The 22,239-nt window shown below is 62.7% G+C and carries 20 protein-coding genes and 1 pseudogene; 6 read left to right on the forward strand and 15 right to left on the reverse strand.

Features of this window, described 5'->3' with window-relative positions:
• Positions 1-252 precede the first annotated feature (252 nt).
• Positions 253-897: a TetR/AcrR family transcriptional regulator gene (locus tag HQN78_RS13815; RefSeq protein WP_081544319.1), complete on the forward strand. Its 645-nt coding sequence runs from the start codon at positions 253-255 to the stop codon at positions 895-897.
• A 114-nt stretch (positions 898-1,011) separates the two neighbouring features.
• Here HQN78_RS13815 and sucD read toward each other — a convergent pair whose 3' ends face one another.
• The 13 genes from sucD to HQN78_RS13880 all read right to left on the reverse strand — a co-directional run bounded on the left by sucD (position 1,012) and on the right by HQN78_RS13880 (position 15,107).
• Positions 1,012-1,896 (reverse strand): succinate--CoA ligase subunit alpha, encoded by an 885-nt coding sequence (sucD, locus tag HQN78_RS13820; RefSeq protein WP_043592732.1) that lies wholly within the window; start codon positions 1,894-1,896, stop codon positions 1,012-1,014.
• A 27-nt stretch (positions 1,897-1,923) separates the two neighbouring features.
• Positions 1,924-3,096: an ADP-forming succinate--CoA ligase subunit beta gene (gene sucC, locus HQN78_RS13825; protein WP_235084348.1), complete on the reverse strand. Its 1,173-nt coding sequence runs from the start codon at positions 3,094-3,096 to the stop codon at positions 1,924-1,926.
• A gap of 200 nt (positions 3,097-3,296) precedes the next feature.
• Positions 3,297-4,730 (reverse strand): dihydrolipoyl dehydrogenase, encoded by a 1,434-nt coding sequence (lpdA, locus tag HQN78_RS13830; protein WP_235084350.1) that lies wholly within the window; start codon positions 4,728-4,730, stop codon positions 3,297-3,299.
• A 49-nt stretch (positions 4,731-4,779) separates the two neighbouring features.
• A complete protein-coding gene (locus HQN78_RS13835; protein ID WP_048411385.1) occupies positions 4,780-4,962 on the reverse strand; it encodes a hypothetical protein in 183 nt (60 codons plus the stop codon).
• A 54-nt stretch (positions 4,963-5,016) separates the two neighbouring features.
• Complete coding sequence (gene odhB, locus HQN78_RS13840; RefSeq protein ID WP_081544315.1) at positions 5,017-6,258, reverse strand: 2-oxoglutarate dehydrogenase complex dihydrolipoyllysine-residue succinyltransferase; 1,242 nt, start codon at positions 6,256-6,258, stop codon at positions 5,017-5,019.
• Positions 6,259-6,310: 52 nt separating this feature from the next.
• Positions 6,311-9,139, reverse strand: a complete 2,829-nt coding sequence (locus HQN78_RS13845) for a 2-oxoglutarate dehydrogenase E1 component (RefSeq protein ID WP_235084351.1) — start codon at positions 9,137-9,139, stop codon at positions 6,311-6,313.
• A gap of 198 nt (positions 9,140-9,337) precedes the next feature.
• Complete coding sequence (gene gltA / locus HQN78_RS13850) at positions 9,338-10,630, reverse strand: citrate synthase (RefSeq protein WP_107798170.1); 1,293 nt, start codon at positions 10,628-10,630, stop codon at positions 9,338-9,340.
• Between the two features lie 53 nt (positions 10,631-10,683).
• Positions 10,684-10,932: a succinate dehydrogenase assembly factor 2 gene (locus HQN78_RS13855; RefSeq protein ID WP_107798169.1), complete on the reverse strand. Its 249-nt coding sequence runs from the start codon at positions 10,930-10,932 to the stop codon at positions 10,684-10,686.
• On the reverse strand, positions 10,929-11,639 hold the full coding sequence (locus tag HQN78_RS13860) for a succinate dehydrogenase iron-sulfur subunit (RefSeq protein WP_107798168.1): 711 nt from the start codon (positions 11,637-11,639) through the stop codon (positions 10,929-10,931). The genes HQN78_RS13855 and HQN78_RS13860 overlap by 4 nt, the downstream gene beginning before the upstream one ends.
• A gap of 13 nt (positions 11,640-11,652) precedes the next feature.
• Positions 11,653-13,425: a succinate dehydrogenase flavoprotein subunit gene (gene sdhA / locus HQN78_RS13865; protein WP_107798167.1), complete on the reverse strand. Its 1,773-nt coding sequence runs from the start codon at positions 13,423-13,425 to the stop codon at positions 11,653-11,655.
• Positions 13,425-13,769 (reverse strand): succinate dehydrogenase, hydrophobic membrane anchor protein, encoded by a 345-nt coding sequence (sdhD, locus tag HQN78_RS13870; RefSeq protein WP_043592734.1) that lies wholly within the window; start codon positions 13,767-13,769, stop codon positions 13,425-13,427. The genes sdhA and sdhD overlap by 1 nt, the downstream gene beginning before the upstream one ends.
• Positions 13,763-14,137 (reverse strand): succinate dehydrogenase, cytochrome b556 subunit, encoded by a 375-nt coding sequence (gene sdhC, locus HQN78_RS13875; RefSeq protein ID WP_019103264.1) that lies wholly within the window; start codon positions 14,135-14,137, stop codon positions 13,763-13,765. Before sdhC ends, sdhD begins: the two co-directional genes overlap by 7 nt.
• Before the next feature lie 235 nt (positions 14,138-14,372).
• Entirely contained in the window at positions 14,373-15,107 is a 735-nt protein-coding gene (locus HQN78_RS13880; protein WP_048415654.1) for a GntR family transcriptional regulator, read from the reverse strand.
• Positions 15,108-15,317: 210 nt separating this feature from the next.
• Here HQN78_RS13880 and HQN78_RS13885 point away from each other — a divergent pair, with 210 nt between their 5' ends.
• The 3 genes and pseudogenes from HQN78_RS13885 to lysS all read left to right on the forward strand — a co-directional run bounded on the left by HQN78_RS13885 (position 15,318) and on the right by lysS (position 19,096).
• Positions 15,318-16,298 carry a malate dehydrogenase gene (locus HQN78_RS13885; RefSeq protein ID WP_048411376.1) on the forward strand — a complete coding sequence of 327 codons (981 nt, stop codon included), beginning with the start codon at positions 15,318-15,320 and terminating at the stop codon, positions 16,296-16,298.
• Between the two features lie 116 nt (positions 16,299-16,414).
• Positions 16,415-17,519, forward strand: a protein-coding gene (gene prfB / locus HQN78_RS13890) for a peptide chain release factor 2 (protein ID WP_146176780.1) whose coding sequence is annotated in 2 segments (ribosomal slippage) — positions 16,415-16,495 and positions 16,497-17,519 — 1,104 coding nt in all. Because the reading frame shifts where the segments join, the coding sequence is not laid out codon by codon here.
• Between the two features lie 72 nt (positions 17,520-17,591).
• Positions 17,592-19,096, forward strand: a pseudogene (gene lysS / locus HQN78_RS13895) (lysine--tRNA ligase).
• Positions 19,097-19,236: 140 nt separating this feature from the next.
• Here lysS and HQN78_RS13900 read toward each other — a convergent pair.
• The gene (locus HQN78_RS13900) at positions 19,237-19,569 is read right to left on the reverse strand and encodes a monooxygenase (RefSeq protein WP_235084352.1); all 333 of its coding nucleotides are present in this window, start codon (positions 19,567-19,569) and stop codon (positions 19,237-19,239) included.
• A 211-nt stretch (positions 19,570-19,780) separates the two neighbouring features.
• Here HQN78_RS13900 and HQN78_RS13905 point away from each other — a divergent pair, with 211 nt between their 5' ends.
• A complete protein-coding gene (locus HQN78_RS13905; protein WP_235084353.1) occupies positions 19,781-20,230 on the forward strand; it encodes a hypothetical protein in 450 nt (149 codons plus the stop codon).
• Between the two features lie 8 nt (positions 20,231-20,238).
• Here the strand turns inward: HQN78_RS13905 and HQN78_RS13910 are convergent, their stop codons facing one another.
• Positions 20,239-21,228, reverse strand: coding sequence for an aldo/keto reductase (locus tag HQN78_RS13910; protein ID WP_235084354.1), 990 nt, complete (start codon positions 21,226-21,228; stop codon positions 20,239-20,241).
• 103 nt (positions 21,229-21,331) lie between these two features.
• Between HQN78_RS13910 and HQN78_RS13915 the strand changes: the two genes are divergently transcribed.
• Positions 21,332-22,234, forward strand: a complete 903-nt coding sequence (locus HQN78_RS13915) for a LysR family transcriptional regulator (protein WP_235084356.1) — start codon at positions 21,332-21,334, stop codon at positions 22,232-22,234.
• The last annotated feature ends 5 nt before the right edge of the window (positions 22,235-22,239 follow it).

The following is a 22,239-nucleotide window of genomic DNA, read 5'->3' on the forward strand; positions in this document are numbered from 1 at the left end:
CGAGATGTCATGCATTGTTAAAAATAACAATGTCTTTAAATATTTGCGCATGTTTTAAATCAAACTACCAGCTCAATCATGCATTTCAAATACTCGTAACGTCTGCGAAGCTTATCTTGCCGACGCTTGCGTCACAAAATGTCGACAATTTGCCCTAACCACGACAATTTCACCCCAATTTGAGCGATACTTGCGCCTGGGCGCGGCCACGGCAATGGGCGGCGCCCGGTTATTAGACAGAAAGGGGCCAAGATGAGTAAAAGCGGCGAACGGTCGCAAACCTTTCAGAACATCGTTGACGCCAGCTTGCAGCTGTTCAATCAGGAGGGCGAGCGCGTCATCACCACCAACCATATCGCCGAGCGGATGAATATCAGCACCGGCAAGCTCTACTATCACTTCCGCAACAAGGAAGAGATCATCAGCGAGCTCTACCAGCGCTACGTCAAGGGCATGGCCGAGCAGTTGTCCGCCGCGCTCCGGCACAGCAACTCGATAGAGGCGATGGTGGGGGCGATGGAAAAAACGCTGCGGCACATCTGGAGCTTCCGCTTCCTGCCCAAGAGCATGCCCAGCCTGTACTACCTGCACCCGGAACTGGCGGAAAACCACCAGCAGCTGTCGCGCGGCCAATTGGCCGGCAAGCTGGCCCAGCTGTTCTCACGGCTGCGCGAAGAGGGCGTGCTGCTGGGCGACGACAAGCAGTTGGCGCACCTGGTCCAGCACTTTCAGATGGTGCAGACCGGCTGGGTGACCACGCTCAAGCACTCCGCCACGCCCAGCGAGCTGGAGCGCATGGTGAAAGACGGCTGTCGCAGCCTGCTCTATCTGCTGACGCCTTACGTCGACCCACGCTACCGGCCACCGTTCGACCGCGTCTGCGCGCGCTACGCCTGAACGGCGGCGCATAAAAAAACACCCCTGGCTGGCCAGGGGTGTTTTGTTTGCGGCCTTAGAATCCATCCACGATCTCGCGAGCTAGAGCAAGCGCAGCCGATCGTGAACCGCTTCTTAGATCATGCCCTTGCTTTTCAGCAGTTCAAACATGGTCTTGCCGATTTCCGCCGGGCTGCGGGTGTAGGCGATGCCGGCCTTCTCGAAAGCCTTGAACTTCTCTTCCGCCGTGCCCTTGCCGCCGGAGATGATGGCGCCCGCGTGGCCCATGCGCTTGCCCTTGGGCGCGGTCACGCCGGCGATGTAGCCGACCACCGGCTTGGTCACGTAGGACTTGGCGAACTCGGCCGCTTCTTCCTCGGCGGAACCGCCGATTTCGCCGATCATCACGATGGCGTCGGTGTCCGGATCATCCTGGAACAGCTTCAGCGCGTCGATGTGGCTGGTGCCCGGGATCGGGTCGCCGCCGATGCCGATGCAAGTGGACTGGCCCAGGCCCAGAGCGGTGGTTTGCGCCACGGCTTCATAGGTCAGGGTGCCGGAACGGGACACGATGCCGATGCGGCCCGGGTTGTGGATGTGCCACGGCATGATGCCGATCTTGCACTCGCCCGGGGTGATGATGCCGGGGCAGTTCGGGCCGATCAGGCGGATGCCGGCTTCGTCCACGGCCTTCTTCACGTAGAGCATGTCCAGGGTGGGCACGCCTTCGGTGATGCAGACGATCAGCTTCACGCCGCTGTCGATGGCTTCCAGGATGGAGTCCTTGGCGAAGGCTGCGGGCACGTAGATCACCGAGGCGTCGGCCTGGGTCTGACGCACGGCGTCCTTCATGGTGTTGAACACCGGCAGGCCCAGATGCTCGGAACCGCCCTTGCCCGGGGTTACGCCGCCTACGACCTTGGTGCCCACTTTCAGCGCCTGCTCGGCGTGGAAAGTGCCGTTCTTGCCGGTGAAGCCTTGCACCAGCACTTTGGTGTCTTTGTTTACCAATACGCTCATTTTGTATTCCTCAGCTCAGTGCGGGTCTCAGGCAGCGGCCTTGACGGCGGCGACGATCTTCTCGGCAGCGTCGTTCAGACCCTGGGCGGAAGTCAGTTTCAGACCGGAATCGTCCAGGATCTTGGCGCCCAGTTCGGCGTTGTTGCCTTCCAGACGCACTACGACCGGCACGGTCACGTTCACTTCCTTCACCGCGGCGATGATGGCTTCGGCGATCATGTCGCAACGCACGATGCCGCCGAAGATGTTGATCAGCACGCCCTGTACCGAAGTGTCGGCCAGGATCAGCTTGAACGCTTCGATCACGCGCTCCTTGGTGGCGCCGCCGCCCACGTCCAGGAAGTTGGCCGGCTGGCCGCCCTTCAGCTTGATGATGTCCATGGTGGCCATCGCCAGGCCGGCGCCGTTCACCATGCAGCCGATATTGCCTTCCAGCGCCACATAGTTCAGATCGAACTCGGAAGCCTTCACTTCGCGTTCCTTTTCCTGGCTCTTGTCGCGTTGCGCCAGCAGTTCCGGGTGACGGTACAGGGCGTTGGAGTCCAGGTTGATCTTGCCGTCCACGCAGGCCAGTTGGCCGTTTTCGCGCAGCGCCAGCGGGTTCACTTCGAACAGGGCGAAGTCGTTTTCAACGAAGGCCTTGTAAGAACCCAGCATCAGCTTGGTGAAGGCGGCAACTTGCTCGCCCTTCAGTTCCAGCGCGAAAGCGGCGTCGCGGGCCTGGAACGGCTGCATGCCCACCAGCGGATCAACCTCGATCTTGATGATCTTTTCCGGGGTTTCCTCGGCGACCTTCTCGATTTCCACGCCGCCTTCGGTGGACACCATGAACACCACGCGCTGGCTGCCGCGGTCAACCACGGCGCCCAGGTAGAGTTCACGCTGCACCGGGTACATGTCTTCGCACACCAGCACGCTGTTCACTGGCTGGCCGGCGGCGTCGGTCTGGTAGGTCACCAGATTCTTGCCGATCAGGCCCTTGGCCACTTCGGCGGCTTCTTCGCGGCTTTTCACCACTTTCACGCCACCGGCCTTGCCGCGGCCGCCGGCATGCACTTGGGCCTTGACGACGGCGAATTTGCCGCCCAGTTTGTCATAAGCGGCAGCGGCTTCTTCCGGCGTGGCGGCCAGAATGCCCTGTTGCACCGGCAGGCCGTACTTGGCCAGCAGCTCTTTCGCTTGGTATTCGTGCAGGTTCATCTATGGTTTCCTTTCGGAGAAATGGATGGCGGGCTGAAACCGACGCCCCTATTTCTTTGAGTCGCTTGTAAACCTTGAATGTATCTGGCGCGCGGCGCTTACCCCCCAGGCTAAACGCCGCCGCCGCATACTCCGTCAACCGGCCCCCGAGGAGGCCGTTTTGCCGGGCCGTGCGCGATTGTACACGACCCGGCCAACGCTTAGCCGTGCAAAGCGCGCTTGTCGGCGGCCAGAGCGGCTTCGTGTATCACTTCCGACAAGGACGGGTGGGCATGGACAATGCGCGCCAGGTCTTCGCTGGCGGCCTTGAACTCCATCGACACCACGCCTTCGCTGACCAGCTCGGACACCATCGGGCCTATCATGTGCAGGCCCAGGATGCGGTCGGTCTTGGCGCAGGCCAGGATCTTGACCGTGCCTTGCGCCTGGCCCAGACCCAGCGCGCGGCCGTTGGCGCCGAAACCGGAAGTGCCCTTCTTATACTCAACGCCCTCGGCTTTGAGCTGTTCCTCGGTCTTGCCGACCCAGGCGATCTCCGGAGAAGTGTAGATCACCCACGGAATCACGCCGAAGTCCACGTGCGGCTTCTGGCCGGCGATGCGCTCGGCCACGGCCACGCCCTCTTCCGACGCCTTGTGCGCCAGCATCGGGCCGCGCACCACGTCGCCGATCGCCCAGACATTGGGCAGATTGGTGTGGCAATGGTCGTCCACCGCCACAAAGCCGCGCTCGTCCAGCTGCAGGCCCACCGCATCGGCGCCCAGGCCCTGGGTGTTGGGCACGCGGCCGATGGAGACGATCAGCTTGTCGAACTCGGCCTTGACCGCTTCGCCGTTCAGTTCGTAATTGACGGTGACGCTCTTCTTGCCGGCCTTCACTTCACCGATCTTGACGCCCAGCTTGATGTCGAGGCCGGTGTCCTTGGTCAGGGTCTTGAAGGCTTCCTTGGCGATCTGCTGGTCGGCCGCGGCGAGGAAGGTCGGCATCGCTTCCAGGATGGTGACTTCCGCGCCCAGACGCTTCCAGACCGAGCCCATTTCCAGGCCGATCACGCCGGCGCCGATCACGCCCAGGCGCTTGGGCACGTCCGTCAGCGCCAACGCGCCTTCGTTGTCCAGCACCAGCTTGTTGTCGGTGGCCAGGCCCGGCAGCGCGCGCGGGCTGGAACCGGTAGCCACGATCACGTGGCCGGCTTCCAGAGTGTCCACCACCTTGCCGCCGTCGCTGACCTCGATCACCCATTTCTCGCCCTGGCGGCCTTTGAAGGCGGCCAGACCGTGGATGTTGGCGACCTTGTTCTTTTTGAACAGGAAGCTGATGCCGGCGGCGTTCTTGCTGATGATGTCGGTCTTGCGCGAAATCATCTGCGCCACGTCCATCTTGGCGCCGGAGACGCTGATGCCATGCTTGGCGAAATCGTGCTGCACCGCGTGGAAATTTTCAGACGACTGCAGCAGCGCCTTGGACGGGATGCAACCGACGTTCAGGCAGGTGCCGCCCAGCGACGCCTTGCCTTCCGGGTTCTTGAACGCGTCCACGCAGGCTGTGTTGAAGCCCAGCTGGGCGGCGCGGATGGCGGCCACATAGCCGCCGGGGCCGCCGCCGATCACCACTACATCAAACGATTGGCTCATCTTGTTTTCCTTTGTCGGTGGCGGGCGCGCGGCCCGCCGGCTGCCGGGTCTACTTGCCGACCTTCAGCAGCAGAATGCCGAATGCGATCATGAACAGACAGAGAATGCTTTTGCCGATCAGGCTGTACAGGTCTTCGCGCACGCCGTTTCGGCGTTTTTTCCAGGTCAGCCAGCCTATGGCCACGCCGGCCAGGATGGCGGCGATTCCGTAAAACCAGTCGGGCAACTGCATTCAAGCTCCATTCATCGCAAGACAGGCCGGGAGCGCGCTCCCGGCCGCGGGTGATTACAAGTCGAGGATCAGGCGGGCCGGATCTTCAATCGCGTCCTTGATCGCCACCAGGCTCAGCACGGCTTCGCGGCCGTCGATGATGCGGTGGTCGTAGGACTGGGCAAGATACATCATCGGACGCACCACCACTTGACCGTTCTCAACCACGGCGCGCTCCTTGGTGGCGTGCATGCCCAGGATCGCGGACTGCGGCGGGTTGATGATGGGGGTGGACATCATCGAACCGAAGGTGCCGCCGTTGGAGATGGTGTAGGTGCCGCCGGTCAGTTCTTCCACGGTCAGCTTGCCTTCCTGGGCGCGCTTGCCGAATTCGGAGATCTGCTTCTCGATGTCGGCCAGGCTCAGCTGGTCGGCGTTGCGGATCACCGGCACCACCAGGCCGCGCGGGCTGCCCACGGCCACGCCGATATCGAAGTAGCCGTGATAGATGATGTTGTTGCCATCCACCGAGGCGTTGACGATGGGGTATTTCTTCAGCGCGGCGACCACGGCCTTGACGAAGAAGCCCATGAAGCCCAGCTTGATGCCGTGTTCCTTCTCGAAGCGGTCCTTGTACTTGGCGCGCAGGTCCATCACCGGCTTCATGTTCACTTCATTGAAGGTGGTGAGGATGGCGTTGGTCTGCTGCGACAGGATCAGACGCTCGGCCACGCGCTGGCGCAGACGGGACATCGGCACGCTCTGTTCCGGACGGTCGGACAGGATGGCGGCGACATTGACCGCGGCCGGGGTGGCGGACAGCGCGGCGCCGGCGGCGGCCGGAGCCAGCACCGGGCCGGCCTGGGCCGGAGCGGCTTGCTTGGCGGCCTGCACGTCTTCCTTCAACACGCGGCCGTCGCGGCCGGAACCGGCCACCTTGGACAGGTCCACGCCGGTTTCGGCGGCCAGCTTGGCGGCGGACGGCATGGCGGCTCCGCCTGCCGGAGCGGCGGCGGGCGCCGGGGCGGCTGCCGGAGCCGGCGCGGCGGCTGCGGCCGGAGCCACGTCGCCGGCCTTGGCGGCGGTGTCGATCTTGGCGATCAGCTGGCCGGACACCACGGTGGCGCCGTCTTCCACGATGATTTCAACGATCACGCCTGCCTGGGGCGCCGGCAGTTCCAGCACCACCTTGTCGGTTTCCAGGTCGATCAGGTTCTCGTCGCGGCTGACGGCTTGGCCAACCTTCTTGTGCCAGCTCATCAGCGTGGCTTCGGATACGGACTCGGGCAGTTGCGGGACGGTGACTTCAATCAGCATGTTCTTCTCCATGTAGAGGCAGCCCTCCGGCTGCCTCGAACTCATTCAGTGGTTATTTGGCGACCGACATGGCTTCTTCAACGAAAGCCTTGAGTTGGGCGACGTGTTTGCTCATATAGCCTACGGCCGGGGAAGCGGACGACGGACGGCCGGCGAAGGACAGCGACTGCTTGGCGCCCAGCAGGCCTTCCAGGCGGTGGCGGATCTGATACCAGGCGCCCTGGTTGCGCGGCTCTTCCTGCACCCACATCACTTCGCGCGCCTGCGGGAAGCGCGCCAGTTCGGCGGCCACCTGCTCGGTCGGGAACGGATACAGCTGCTCGATGCGGACGATGGCGATATCGTCGTCCAGGCCGCGCTCCTTGCGGGCGGCGGCGAGGTCGTAATACACCTGGCCGGCGCACAGCAGCACGCGCTTGACCTTCTTGGCGTCCTGCACCACCGCGTCGCCGATCACCGGGCGGAAACCGCCGCTGGTGAACGCTTCGATCGGGCTCATCGAATCCTTGAAGCGCAGCAGGCGCTTGGACAGGAAGATGACCAGCGGCTTGCGATACGGGCGCAGCACCTGGCGACGCAGCATGTGGAACATCTGCGAGGCTTCGGACGGCATCACCACCTGCATATTGTGCTCGGCGCACAGTTGCAGCCAACGCTCCAGGCGCGCGGACGAGTGTTCCGGGCCCTGGCCGTCGTAGCCGTGCGGCAGGATGGTGGTCAGGCCGCACAGACGGCCCCACTTGGTCTCGCCGGAGGAAATGAACTGGTCGATGGCCACCTGGGCGCCGTTGGCGAAGTCGCCGAACTGGGCTTCCCAGATCACCAGCTGATCCGGAGCGGAACAGGCATAGCCGTATTCATAGGCCAGCACCGCTTCTTCGTTCAGGATGGAGTCGATCACCAGGAAATCGGCCTGGTTGTCGGACATATTGCGCAGCGGCACATAGCTGCCCTGGTCCCAGCTCTCGCGGTTTTGGTCGTGCAAGACCGAATGACGGTGGGAGAAGGTGCCGCGGCCGGAGTCTTCGCCGGACAGGCGCACGCCGAAGCCGTTGGTCACCAGGCTGGCGTAAGCCAGGGTCTCGGCCATGCCCCAGTCCGCGTTCTGCTCGCCGGCGGCCATCGCCTTGCGCGCGGCCAGCACCTTCTGCACCGTCGGATGCAGCTTGAAGCCGTCCGGCAGCGAGGTGAACTTCTCGGTCAGGCGCTGGATGTCGGCCTGCGGCAAGGAGGTGTCGGTCGGATGCGCCCAGTGGGTGCCCAGGTACTGGCTGAAGTCCAGCGCGTGTTCGCGCTTGTAATTGGTCAGCGCGGTCTGCTCTACGTGCTCGCCCTTGTCCAGCGCGTCGCGGTAGGCCTGGATCTGAGCGTCGGCCTCTTCCGCCTTCAGCACGCCTTCCTGCACCAGACGCTCGGCGTACATCGCGCGCACGCCTTGGTGCTTGGCGATCTTCTTATACATCATCGGCTGGGTCAGGAACGGGTCGTCGCCCTCGTTGTGGCCCAGTTTGCGGTAGCACACCAGATCGATGACCACGTCCTTCTTGAAGGTCATCCGGTAGTCCAGCGCGGCCTGCATCACATAGCAGACGGCTTCCGGATCATCGCCGTTGACGTGGAAGATCGGCGCTTCGATCATTTTGGCCACGTCGGTGCAATACATCGTCGAGCGGATGTCGCGGGTGTCCGAAGTGGTGAAGCCCACCTGGTTGTTGATCACGATGTGTATCGTGCCGCCGGTGCCGTAGCCGCGGGTCTGCGACAGGTTGAAGGTGCCCTGGTTGACGCCCAGGCCGCCAAAGGCGGAGTCGCCGTGGATCAATACCGGCACCGCGGTCTTGCGTTCCGTGTCCTTGCGGCGTTCCTGGCGCGCGCGCACCGAGCCCTCCACTACCGGGTTGACGATTTCCAGGTGCGAGGGGTTGAAGGCCAGCGACACGTGCATCGGGCCGTCGGCGGTCGGGATGTCGGAGGAGAAGCCCATGTGGTACTTCACGTCGCCGGAGGCCATTTGCTGGGCGGCCTTGCCTTCGAATTCGGCGAACAGGTCGCGCGGCAGCTTGCCCAGGGTGTTGACCAGCACGTTCAGACGGCCGCGGTGGGCCATGCCGATGATCAGTTCCTGCACGCCCTGGCCGGTGGCGTTCTGGATCAGGTGATCCAGCGCGGCGATGGCGGACTCGCCGCCTTCCAGCGAGAAGCGCTTCTGGCCGACGTATTTGGTGTGCAGATAGCGTTCCAGCGTCTCGGACGCGGTGATCTGCTTCAGGATGCGCTGCTTCTTGGCCGCGTCGTAATGCGGCGTGGACAGATCGCCCTCGAAGCGCTTTTGCACCCAATGCTTTTCATCCGACTTGGTGATGTGCATGTACTCGACGCCGATATTGCCGCAGTAGGTCTGCTTCAGGCGCGCCAGGATGTCGGACAGCGGCATCTTCTGCGGGCCCACCAGCGAGCCGGCGTTGAATTGCACCGCCATGTCGGCGCCGGTCAAACCGTGGGTAGCCGGGTCCAGTTCGCGCACCAGCTCCTGGTCCATGCGCTTGAGCGGGTCCAGATTGGCCTGGCGGCTGCCCAGCACGCGGTAGGCGGAAATCAGTTTCAGCACCCCCACCTGCTTTTGCATGGTGTCCCATTCCGCCCCGCTGCTGGCGCGCTGGCCGGCGGCCGGCTTCTTGGCCAGCTGAATGAAGGATTCCTGGATCGGCATGTGCGGCACATCGCGTTCGGCAGCGCCCGGCGCTTGCGCCAGCTTGTCGAAATAGTCGCGCCACTCGTTCGGAACGGAGTTGGCGTCAGCGAGGTACTGTTCGTACAGCTCCTCGATGAACGGTGCATTCCCACCGAACAGGTAAGAATGGCTGTACATGGATTGCATCATGGGGCTACCCTTTGTCGTTTCTGTTCGGAATCCGGCCAGCTACGCCCTGGCGCGAACTCCCTGTTGCTGCATGGGGAAAACGCTATCGGAAAAACTTTTTGTTGTGCTTCCCATAACATTCTGACCCTGCCCCGGCCCGCCGTCGGGCCGGAAAAAAAGGCTGGCTGAAGCCCTGCTCCAGCCAACCCTCGTTCCTGCTTACTTGCGCTTCTCCACCGGAATGAAATCGCGGCGGGGGGCGCCGGTGTACAACTGACGCGGACGGCCGATCTTCATCGCCGGGTCGGAGATCATTTCGCTCCAGTGGGCGATCCAGCCCACGGTGCGGGCCAGCGCGAAGATCGGGGTGAACATCGACACCGGGATGCCGATGGCCGACAAGACGATGCCGGAGTAGAAGTCCACGTTCGGGTACAGTTTGCGCTCGATGAAGTAGGGATCGGACAGCGCGATCTTTTCCAGTTCCATCGCCAGCTTGAACTTGGGATCGTTGTGCAGGCCCAGTTCGTTCAACACTTCGTCGCAGGTCTGCTTCATGATGGAAGCGCGCGGGTCCATGTTCTTGTACACGCGGTGACCAAAGCCCATCAGCTTGTAGCGCTTGTCCTTCACGCCTTGCATGAAGTCGGCCACGTTTTCCACGCTGCCGATTTCGTCCAGCATCTTCAGCACGGCTTCGTTGGCGCCGCCATGGGACGGGCCCCACAGGCAGGCGATGCCGGCGGCGATACACGCGAAGGGGTTGGCGCCGGAGGAGCCGGCCAGACGCACGGTGGAGGTGGAGGCGTTCTGCTCGTGATCGGCGTGCAGGGTGAAGATGCGGTCCAGCGCGCGCGCCAGCACCGGGTTCACCTTGTACTCTTCGCACGGGGTGGAGAACATCATGTGCAGGAAGTTTTCCGCGTAGGTCAGGCCGTTTTTCGGGTAGGAGAACGGCAGGCCCTTGTTGTAGCGGTAAGCTTGCGCGGCGATGGTCGGCAGCTTGGCCACCAGGCGATGCGCGGAAATGCGGCGATGCTCAGGATTGGAGATGTCCAGCGAGTCATGGTAGAAGGCGGACAGCGCGCCCACCACGCCCACCATCACCGCCATCGGGTGCGCGTCGCGACGGAAGCCCTTGAACAGGCTCATCAGCTGATCGTGCAGCATATTGTGGCGCATGATGCCGCGCTCGAAGTCCTTGCGCTGCGCCGCGGTCGGCAGCTCGCCATTCAGCAGCAGATAGCAGACTTCCAGGTAATCGCTCTTCTCGGCGAGCTGTTCGATCGGGTAGCCGCGATAGTAGAGCTGGCCCAGATCGCCGTCGATGAAGGTGATGCCGGACTCGCAGCTGGCGGTAGCCAGGAAGCCCGGGTCGAACGTGAACATGCCGGTTTTGGAGAAGGTGCGGATGTCGACGACATCCGGCCCCAAAGTGCCGCTCTGGACCGGCAAATCCAGAGTTTCCTTACCCTCGTTGTATGTGAGCGTTACTTTGCGATCAGTTTCCACAGCAATACTCCCAGTCGGTTTATGGTCGTTGTAATTGGGGTGATGCACAGCCGTCAGAGCGAACGGAGAATCGCCACGATGCCCATCTCTTCCGGATCGTCCAGATCGGCCTTGCCGCTGACGACGTCCAGAAAATCGGTATCGGGCAAATCCAGCAACCGCCGATAAGCCTCAATCTCGGCGGGGGCGAGCTGGTCGAAGGGGCCGGCGAAGAATTTCTCCAGCACCAGATCCAGCTCCAGCAGCCCCCGCCGGGACCGCCAACGGATCCGCTTGAGTTCAATCGGATCGTAGGCGGTCATACTGCACGCTTGACCATCAGGTCCTTGATCTTGCCAATCGCCTTGGTCGGATTCAGGCCCTTAGGACACACGTCCACGCAGTTCATGATGGTGTGGCAACGGAACAGGCGGTACGGGTCTTCCAGGTTGTCCAGGCGCTCCTTGGTCGCTTCGTCGCGGGTGTCCGCGATAAAGCGATAGGCGGCCAACAGGCCGGCCGGACCGACGAACTTGTCCGGGTTCCACCAGAAGGACGGGCAGGACGTCGAGCAGCAAGCGCACAGAATGCACTCGTACAGGCCGTCCAGTTCCTTGCGGTCTTCCGGCGACTGCTTGCGCTCGCGTTCCGGCGGCGGCGTGTCGTTGATCACATAAGGCTTGATCGAGTGGTACTGCTTGAAGAACTGGGTCATGTCCACGATCAGATCGCGGATCACCGGCAGACCCGGCAGCGGACGCAGCTCGATCGGCTGTTTCAGGTCGCGGAAGTCGGTCAGGCAGGCCAGGCCGTTCTTACCGTTGATGTTCATCGCGTCGGAACCGCACACGCCTTCGCGACAGGAGCGGCGGAAGCTCAGCGTGTCGTCCTTCACCTTCAGCTTGACCAGCGCGTCCAAGAGCTTGTGCTCGGTGGAGTCCATCTCCACGCTGATGTCCTGCATATACGGCTTGGCATCGGTTTCCGGATTGTAGCGGTAGATGCGGAATTTGACGGTTTCGGTAGTCATCTTGATGGAACCCTTAGTAGGAGCGGGTCTTCAGCGCGATCGTATCGACCGACAGCGGCTTCAGATTGACCGGCTTGTAATCCAGACGGTTGGCTTCGCGATACCACAGCGTGTGCTTCAGCCAGTTCTTGTCGTCGCGGCCGTTCGGGGTTTCCTCGGTGTCCTTGGCGTCGTCGCGCACATGGGCGCCGCGGCTCTCGGTGCGGGCGTTGGCCGAGATCATGGTGGCCTTGGCCACTTCAATCAGGTTCTCCAGCTCCAGCGCCTCGATGCGGGCGGTGTTGAAGACATTGGACTTGTCGGAGATCTCGGTGCGCTGCACCATCTTCTCCACTTCCAGAATCTTCTCCACGCCTTCGGCCAGCATGTCCTTGAAGCGGAACACGCCGCAGTGCGCCTGCATGGTGCGCTGCATGGCTTCGCGCGCGTCGTTGACTTGCACGCCGCCGGTCTGCTGATTCAGGCGCTCGACGCGGGCGACGGAGCGCTCGACATCGGCCAGCGCCAGTTCCGGCAGGTCTTCCGGATGCTGCTTGATGAACTCGATCATCGAATTGGCCGAGCTCTTGCCGAACACCAGCAAGTCCAACAGCGAGTTGGTGCCCAGGCGGTTGGCGCCGTGCACCGACGCGCAGGCGCATTCGCCGGCCGCGTAGAAGCCCTGCACTTTTTCGCCCTGCACCACCACTTCGCCGTGGTAGTTGGTGGGAATGCCGCCCATCTGGTAATGGCAAGTCGGCACCACCGGAATCGGGGCTTTGATCGGGTCCACGCCGGCGAACTTGATCGAAATCTCGCGAATGCCCGGCAGCTTGGACATGATCACTTCCGGATCCAGGTGAGTGATGTCCAGCAGCACGTGATCCTTGTTCGGACCGCAGCCGCGGCCTTCGTTGATCTCGGTCACCATCGCGCGCGACACCACGTCGCGGGACGCCAGGTCCTTGGCGTTGGGCGCGTAGCGCTCCATGAAGCGTTCGCCCTGCGCATTGCGCAGAATGCCGCCTTCGCCGCGCACGCCTTCGGTGATCAACACGCCGGCGCCGGCCACACCGGTCGGGTGGAACTGCCAGAACTCCATGTCTTCCAGCGGGATGCCCGCGCGGGAAGCCATGCCCAGGCCGTCGCCGGTATTGATGAAGGCGTTGGTGGACGAGGAGAAGATGCGGCCGGCGCCGCCGGTGGCGAACAAGGTGGCCTTGGCCTGGAACACGACGATTTCCGAGGTTTCCATTTCCATGGCGATCACGCCCTGGACATTGCCGTCGGCGTCGCGGATCAGATCCAGCGCCATCCATTCAACGAAGAAATGGGTATTGGCGCGCACATTGCGCTGGTATAGCGCGTGCAGCATGGCGTGGCCGGTGCGGTCGGCTGCGGCGCAGGCGCGGCGCACCGGCTTTTCGCCGAAATTCGACATATGGCCGCCGAACGGGCGCTGGTAGATGGAACCGTCGGCGTTGCGGTCGAACGGCATGCCGAAGTGCTCCAGCTCCACCACCACCTTGGGCGCTTCGCGGCACATGAATTCGATGGCGTCCTGATCGCCCAGCCAGTCCGACCCCTTGACGGTGTCGTACATATGCCAGTGCCAATGATCTTCCTCGGAGTTGCCGAGAGAAGCGGACACGCCGCCCTGGGCGGCAACGGTGTGGGAGCGGGTCGGGAATACCTTGGACAGCACCGCTGTCTTCAGGCCGGCCTCGGACAATTGCAAGGCCGCGCGCATGCCTGCTCCGCCTGCCCCAACGATAACGGCGTCGAAATGACGAACAGGAATACCCATTACAGCCCCCAGACCACTTTAACGGAATAGATAAAACAGGAAACCAGCCAGACGATGGTGAACACGTGCAGCGCCAGGCGAACGCCCACCGGCTTCACATAGTCCATCCACAGATCGCGGATGCCCACCCATACGTGCAGGAACAGAGCGATCAGGCTCACCTGGGTCAGCAACTGCACCCAGAACTGGCCGAAGAACGCCTTCCAGCCTTCGTAGCCGGACGGCATGGTCAACAGGAACAAAGCCAAAGCCACGGTGTAGATCAACATGATCACCGCGGTGACGCGCTGCATGATCCAATCGCGCAGGCCATAGCCGGCGCCGACGACATTGCGATTTACCATAGAGCAACTCCCAGAACCACGGTCAGCGCCAGGCTGACGGCCACAACGGTCTTGGCGGTGGCGCGGGCGGTCTGCAGTTCGAGACCTTTATGAATATCGAGGAAGAGGAAACGGATACCGGCACAGAAGTGGTGCATATACGCCCACAACAGGCCGAGCAACACCAGCTTCATCAGCGGGTTGCCCACCACGGCGCGGTAGGTTTCGAACGATTCGGCCGAACTCAGCGAACCGTGCAACAGGTAAATCAACAGTGGGAGAGAAAAGAACAGCGCAACACCGCTGATCCGGTGCAAGATCGAGACGATGCCGGGAATCGGCAATCTGATCTTGGCCAGATCCAGGTGCTTTGGTCGTTGCTTCTGCATATGGCTTCCTTGGATGTTTTTAGAACCAAGAGGTTACACAACAGACGGTCCGCTACGAGACCGCCCGCTTGAAGGGCTCCGTTGTTGTTATGGCTGGATGCCCGTCATTACCGCTCATGCCGCACCAGGAATATCGCGGTGCAATATGACCCGGGGATTCTAGCAAAACTGGCTGGCCGCGGCCTGTTTTTCGCCGCCGGCCCAGCCGTCCACGTCACGTCAAAAGCCCGCCGCGTCAAGCCCGGCGGGCGGTGTAAGCCCAGTTGTGCGTCAGACAGTAACGCTGCCGCCACTCCAGCGGCACGCCCTCCATCGAGCCGGAAATCCGGATCAGACTCAAGGCCGGCGCCTCGGCCACCATGCCGGTGACGCCGAGCAGCGCGCTTTCCTCGCGCGGCAACATCAACGCGCGAAACTGCTCGCACAATACTTTCAAACGGATGCCGAAACGCTGCTGCAGCGCCTGATACACCCCGGACGAGCCGCGCAGCCATCGCGCGTCCAGCCCCTCGAACTCGTCGGCCGGCAAAAAAGCCTCGTCCACCGCGACCGGGATGCCGTGCCAACGCCACAGCTGCCGAACTCTCAATAAAGGCGCAGCGCGCCGCAATTGCAATGCCGCGGCCATGTCGTCGCTGGCGTTGCCCCGCGAAATGCCGAGGAACTCCCGCGCCAGATCGTCCGGCTGCTCGTTGAACAGGCCCGGCGTCAGCAGCAGGCCTTCGCCCCACTCGCTGGGCGCCGGCGCCACGAAAGTGCCCCTGCCCTGCGCGCGATACAGCAGGCCGTCGGCCACCAGTTCGCCCAAGGCCTTGCGCACCGTGCCCTGGCTTGCGCCCAGCTCGTCCGCCAAGTCCCATTCGCTGGGCAAGGCATCGTTCTCCTGCCATTCGCCATCGCCGATCCGGCGCAGCAATTGCTGCTTGATCTGGCTGTACAGCGGCTGTCTACGCAGCGGTCGATCTGTCATGTTCTCTGTTGTATCACCAAACAAATCAAGCGTAAATACAAGTCTTATATAAGATACAAGACTTTACCGGACCCATCAGCTTTTCTGATGAGGATTACACCCCCACTTTGGCTATACTCCGTGTTACACTCAGCCGCACAAAAGCATTCAATGCTGCAGAGCAACATCTGCATATCGTCATTATCGGATACATCAAAGGAGAGTCCGCCAATGAAAGCTCCCGTTCGCGTCGCCGTCACCGGCGCAGCCGGCCAAATCGGCTATAGCCTGCTGTTCCGCATTGCCAGCGGCGAAATGCTCGGCAAGGATCAACCGGTCATCCTGCAACTGCTGGACCTGCCGCAAGCCCAAACCGCCCTCAAAGGCGTGATGATGGAACTGGAAGACTGCGCCTTCCCGCTGTTGGCCGGCATGGTTGCCACCGACGACCCGAACGTGGCCTTCAAGGACGTCAAGGTCGCGCTGCTGGTGGGTGCCCGCCCGCGCAGCAAGGGCATGGAGCGCAAGGATCTGCTGGAAGCCAACGGCGCCATCTTCACCGTTCAAGGCAAGGCGCTGAACGACCACGCCGCCCGCGACGTGAAAGTGCTGGTAGTGGGCAACCCGGCCAACACCAACGCCTGGATCGCGATGAAGTCCGCTCCGGACCTGAATCCGAAAAACTTCACCGCCATGTTGCGTCTTGACCACAACCGCGCGCTGTCCCAGATCGCCGCCAAGACCGGCAAGCCGGTGGCCGCCATCGAGAAGCTGGCGGTATGGGGCAACCACTCGCCGACCATGTACGCCGACTACCGCTTCGCCAGCATTGATGGCCAGCCGGTCAAGGCCATGATCAACGACGAAGCCTGGAACCGCGACGTATTCCTGCCCACCGTGGGCAAGCGCGGCGCCGCCATCATCGAAGCGCGCGGCCTGTCTTCCGCCGCCTCCGCCGCCAACGCCGCCATCGACCACGTCCACGACTGGGTGCTGGGCAGCCAAGGCAAATGGGTGACCATGGGCATTCCGTCCGACGGCTCCTACGGCATCCCGGAAGGCGTGATGTACGGCTTCCCGGTTGTATGCGAAAATGGCGAATACAAGATTGTGCAAGGTCTGGAAATCGACGAGTTCAGCCGCGAGCGGATGAACTTCACCCTGGCCGAACTGGAAGAAGAGCGCGCCGCCATCGCTCACCTGTTTGGCTGATCCATCCCAAGTCTTTTCAGCAAAAGCGCACCTTACGGTGCGCTTTTTTGTCTTTGATCAAGACCCGATTTCCCGACTGCCTATATTTAACAGACTGCCATTTGGAGTTGAGCATGATTGAAGTCGAAGTACTGAACCAAATCGCGGCCAAGATAGACGACCTGGCCACCCGTGGCGCCGACATCCGGGGGTATCTTTGACTACGACGGTAAAAAAGACCGTCTGGAAGAAGTTTCCCGCCTGACCGAAGACCCGGACATCTGGAATGATCCCAAGCGCGCCCAGGAACTGGGCCGCGAGCGCAAACAGCTGGAAGACGTGGTGCTGGTGATCGACGAGATCAGCGCCATGGTCGGCGACAGCGCCGAATTGTTCGAGATGGGCCGCGCCGAAAACGACGACGACACCATCCTGGCCGTGCAGGCCGATCTGGACACCGCCGAAGCCAAGCTCGCGCAGCTGGAATTCCGCCGGATGTTCCACGATCCGATGGACCCGAACAACTGCTTCCTGGACATCCAGGCCGGTGCCGGCGGCACCGAGGCCCAGGACTGGGCCGGCATGCTGCTGCGCATGTATATCCGCTACGCCGAACGCAAGGGCTTCAGCGTGGAAGTGCTGGAAGAATCCGAAGGCGAAGTGGCCGGCATCACCAGCGCCACGCTGAAGATCAGCGGCGAATACGCCTACGGCCTGCTACGCTCTGAAGTGGGCGTGCACCGCCTGGTGCGCGTGTCGCCGTTCGACTCCAACGCGCGCCGCCACACCTCCTTCTCCTCGGTCTTCGTCTATCCGGAAGTGGACGACAGCTTCGTGATCGACATCAATCCGGCCGATCTGCGCGTCGACACCTACCGCGCCTCCGGCGCCGGCGGTCAGCACATCAACAAGACCGACTCCGCCGTGCGCATCACCCACAATCCCACCGGGATCGTGGTGCAGTGCCAGAACGACCGCTCCCAGCACCGCAACCGCGACGAAGCGATGCAGATGCTGCGCGCCAAGCTGTACGAACTGGAACTGAAAAAGCGCAACGAGGCCAAGCAAGCGCTGGAAGACACCAAGACCGATGTGGGCTGGGGCCACCAGATCCGCTCCTACGTCTTCGACCAGTCCCGCATCAAGGATCTGCGCACCAGCTACGAAGTGGGCAATATCAAGGGCGTGATGGACGGCGACCTGGACGGCTTCATCGAGGCCAGCCTGAAACAGGGCGTCTGAACCTAAACCCGCTTAACCCGGCCGCCGCCCGCGCGGCGGCCAACAGCCATTGCATTGAATTACGGAGTGAACATGTCTGAACACGAGCAAGCATCGCCCAGCCAGGACGAAAACCAGATCATGGCGGAGCGCCGCCAAAAGCTGAAGAGCATCCGCGAACAGCGCATCGCCTTCCCCAACGACTTCAAGCGCAGCCACTTCGCGCAAGTCCTGCAGGACGCTCACGCCGGCAAGGAAAAGGAAGCGCTGGAAGCCGAAAAGATCGAGGTTGCCGTCGCCGGCCGCATGATGTTGAAACGTGTGATGGGCAAGGCCAGCTTCGCCACGCTGCAAGACGGCAGCGGCCGCATCCAGGCCTATATCTCCAATGACGGCGTGGGCGAAGAGCTGCACGCCGAGTTCAAGCACTGGGATCTGGGCGACATCGTCGCCGTCAAGGGCGTGCTGTTCAAGACCAAGACCGGCGAACTGACGGTGCAGGCCAGCGAAGTGCGCCTGCTGTCCAAGAACATCCGTCCGCTGCCGGAGAAATTCCACGGCATCACCGATCAGGAAACCAAGTACCGTCAGCGCTACGCCGACCTGATCATGAACGAGGACAGCCGCCAGACCTTCATCAAGCGCTCCAAGATCATCCAGAAGGTGCGCGACGTGATGGTGGGCGAAGGCTATCTGGAAGTGGAAACCCCGATGATGCACCCGATCCCGGGCGGCGCCGCGGCCAAGCCTTTCGTCACCCACCACAATGCGCTGGACATGCCCTTGTACCTGCGCATCGCGCCTGAGCTGTATCTGAAGCGCCTGGTGGTGGGCGGTCTGGAGCGCGTGTTCGAGATCAACCGCAACTTCCGCAACGAGGGGATGAGCACGCGCCACAACCCGAGTTCACCATGATCGAGTTCTACGAGGCTTACAGCGACTACCAGCGCATGATGGAGATGACCGAAGCCATCATCCGCGAATGCGCGCTGGTATCCTGCGACTCCACCACCGTCAGCTACCAGGGCAAGGAAGTGGATCTGGGCAAACCGTTCGACCGCTTCACCATCGTCGGCGCGATCAAGCACTACAACCCGCAATACACAGATGCCCAACTGGACGACGCGGCCTGGGTGGCCGGCGAGATCAAGCGCCTGGGCGGCAAGCTGCCGCCGGCGCCGGGCCTGGGCAGCCTGCAACTGGCGCTGTTTGAAGAGTGCGCCGAAAGCCTGCTGTGGAACCCGACCTTCATCATCGACTACCCGGTGGAAGTGTCCCCGCTGGCGCGCGGTTCCGACAGCAAGCCGGGCCTGACCGAACGCTTCGAGCTGTTCATCGTCGGCCGCGAGCACGCCAACGGCTACTCCGAGTTGAACGATCCGGAAGACCAGGCCGCGCGCTTCCTGTCCCAGGTGGCGCAGAAGGACGCCGGCGACGACGAGGCGATGCACTACGACGCCGACTACATCCGCGCGATGGAATACGGCCTGCCGCCGACCGGCGGCTGCGGCATCGGCATCGACCGCCTGGTGATGCTGCTGACCGACGCGCCGTCCATCCGCGACGTCATTCTGTTCCCGCAGATGCGTCCGGAATAAGCGCTTCAAGCCTACGGCGCGACCAAGCCGCCCGCCTTCCGGCGAGCGGCTTTTTCTTTTCCCGCGCCCCTCCCCCGCATTGCGCTTTTCACGCGCGGACAAGGCCGTCGGCGCGGAGTCCCGCTGACCAGGGCTGCCGGCTACTCGGCCCCAAGCGGCTCCGGCCCGCGCGCAAAGCCCGCATGATTGAGCTCGCTGAGCACCAGGTTCACGTCGAAAACCCTGCCGCTGACCTCGGCCACCCCCAAGGCTTTCAGTCTTGCGCTGTGCATGCGCAGATAAGCTTGCGCCGTTTCTTCGCTGGCAAACAGATAAATGCCGCCGGCCTCTTGCCGGTCCGGGCTCTCCGTCCATATTTTCCAGATGAAGCCGGGCTCCTGATTGATGGACGCCGCCAGCTCTTGCAAGCGGCTTGCCATCTCGTCGCCGAAAGGACCGGAAAAATCAAAGTGGACTTGCAGAAGTTTTTGCATGAAAGCGTTTCCTATAGAAGGCAAGACTCGCGGCAACGCAGGGCGCCTTGCCAGGCCGTCCATCGCGGCCGGGAAGTTTTGCTTTTGTTTGCTAAACCTCCTTTCCGCCAACAATAGACATCATTCCATCCTTCAGCTTCGCGCATGCGCAATAGTGCCGGACGATATTGGCAGTACAACACTCGCTTGTACGACTAAAAGGACATTCGCCATGAAACGTCTATTCGCATTCGCCGCGCTGAGCGCCTCGGCATGGCTCTGCGCCATGCCGGTCCAGGCCGGCGTCTCCATCACCATCGGCCAGCCCGGCTTCTACGGACAACTCAGCCTGGGCGGTTTCCCGCCGCCGCAGCTGATCTATCCACAACCGGTGGTCATCCAGCCCGCCCCGGTGGCGGTGACGCCGATGTATCTGCGGGTGCCGCCCGGCCACATGAAGGATTGGCGTCGCTACTGCGGCCGCTACGGCGCCTGCGGCCGCCCGGTCTACTTCGTTCGCGACGAGTGGTACCGCCAAGTCTACGTGCCGCGTTATCAGCAGGTTCAACGCGGCCATGAGTACAGGCGCGAACACGAACGCCACGGCTGGCATGGCGACGACGATCACGACCATGGCCGCGGCCATGAGCGCGATCGTCGCGACTGGCGGCGAGACCGCTAAAACCGCGCTCAGCGCTGCACCGTCGCCATCACCTCGGACGCGTAGCGCAGGCCGCTGACGGCCTCCGGCGGAAAGACCGCGTCGATTTCCGCCCGCTCCGCCGGACTCAGTTCCAGCGTCAGCGCGCCCAGATTGTCGTCCAGATTGCGGATGCGGCGCGCGCCGGGAATGGCGACGATGTGATCGCCGTGCGCCAGCACCCAGGCCAGCGCCAATTGCGCCGGCGTGCAGCCCTTGGTTTCGGCCAAGGCCTTCACCCGGTCCACCAGCGCCAGATTGCGGCGGAAATTCTCGCCGAGAAAGCGCGGATTGCCGCGCCGGTAGTCGTCGGCGTCGAAGTCGTCCGGGCTTCTGATCGCCCCGGTCAAAAAACCGCGCCCCAGCGGGCTGTAGGCGACGAAACCGACGCCCAGCTCCCGGCACAAGGCCAGCGTTTGCTGCTCCGGGTCCCGCGTCCACAGCGAGTATTCGCTTTGCAGCGCGTGGATGGGATGGACGGCGTGCGCGCGGCGCAAGGTGTCGGGCGCGGCCTCGGACAGGCCCAGGTAACGGACCTTGCCGGCGCGCACCAGCTCCGCCATCGCGCCCACCGTTTCTTCGATAGGCACTTGCGGGTCCACGCGGTGCAGATAGTAAAGATCGATGACGTCGACGCCCAGCCGCTTGAGGCTGCCTTCGCAACTGCTGCGCACGTATTCCGGCCGTCCGTTGACGCCGCGCGCGGCCGGATTGGCCGGGTCCATCACGATGCCGAACTTGGTGGCCAGCACCACCTCGCTACGGCGCGACTTCAGCAGCTGTGCCAGCAATTCCTCGTTGCGGTAAGGCCCGTACATATCCGCGGTATCCAGCAAATTGACGCCGCGATCCAGCGCGTGATTCAGCGTGCGCAGCGATTCCGCGTCGTCATGCGCGCCGTAGAAAGCGCTCATGCCCATGCAGCCCAAGCCCAAAGCGGAAACGGAGGGGCCGTTACGGCCCAGGATACGTTGTTTCATGCCTGCCATCCTTCGTGGTCGGTTAAGATGCCTGAAGCATATTCTCTTGCCTCCATCGGAAAAACCGGCTTAATCTGCATGCATTACGTAGAAAATCTTCACAATGCCGCAAAACTCCCTGCACGCCTTGCAAGCCTTCCGCCTCATCGCCCAGCACGGCAGCTTCACCCGCGCCGCCGCCCAGCAAGAGGTCACCCCCTCGGCGCTGAGCCAGACGCTGCGTCAATTGGAGGCGCAACTGGGCGTGCGCCTGCTGAACCGCACCACCCGCAAGGTTGGGCTGACCGAAGCCGGCCAGGCGCTGCTGGCGCGGATCAGGCCGCTGCTGGAACAGTTGGACGGCGCGCTGGAAGACACTCGCCAATGGCAAGGTCAGCTCAGCGGCACCCTGAAGTTGACCTTGCCGCATACCGCCGCCGCCCTGCTGCTGTATCCCTTGCTGGCCGGCTTCATGCGCGCGCATCCGCAGCTAAAGCTGGAACTGGACGTCAACAATCAATTGGTGGATATCGTGGAGCGCGGTCTGGACGCCGGCCTGCGCTTCGGCGAGAGCCTGCAACAGGATATGCAGGCGGTGGCGGTCAGCGCCCCGCTCCGCTTTTGCGTGGCGGCCAGCCCGGCTTATTTGCGAACGCGCGGCGTACCCGCGCATCCGGCCATGTTGCGACAACATGATTGCCTGCGCTATCGCTTCGCCAGCAGCGGCCAGGTCTACCGCTGGCAATTCGTCGACGCCGGCCGGCCGTTTGAAGTCGCGGTGCAAGGGCCGCTAACCGCCAACGACACCGCGGCGGCGCTGCACGTCGCGCTGGGCGGACTCGGCCTCGCCTATCTGCCGCAGGCGATGGCCGAACCCCACCTGGCGGACGGTGGCCTGATCGCCGTATTGGAAGAATGGATGCCGCCAGCGGAGGCCTTCTACCTGTATTACCCGCACCACCTGCATCAGCCGGCGAAACTGCGGGCGTTCATCGACTACCTGAGACAGGCGATGACCGCCCGTTGACGGCC

This window comes from Chromobacterium sp. Beijing (assembly GCF_021496765.1).
GTDB lineage: Bacteria > Pseudomonadota > Gammaproteobacteria > Burkholderiales > Chromobacteriaceae > Chromobacterium.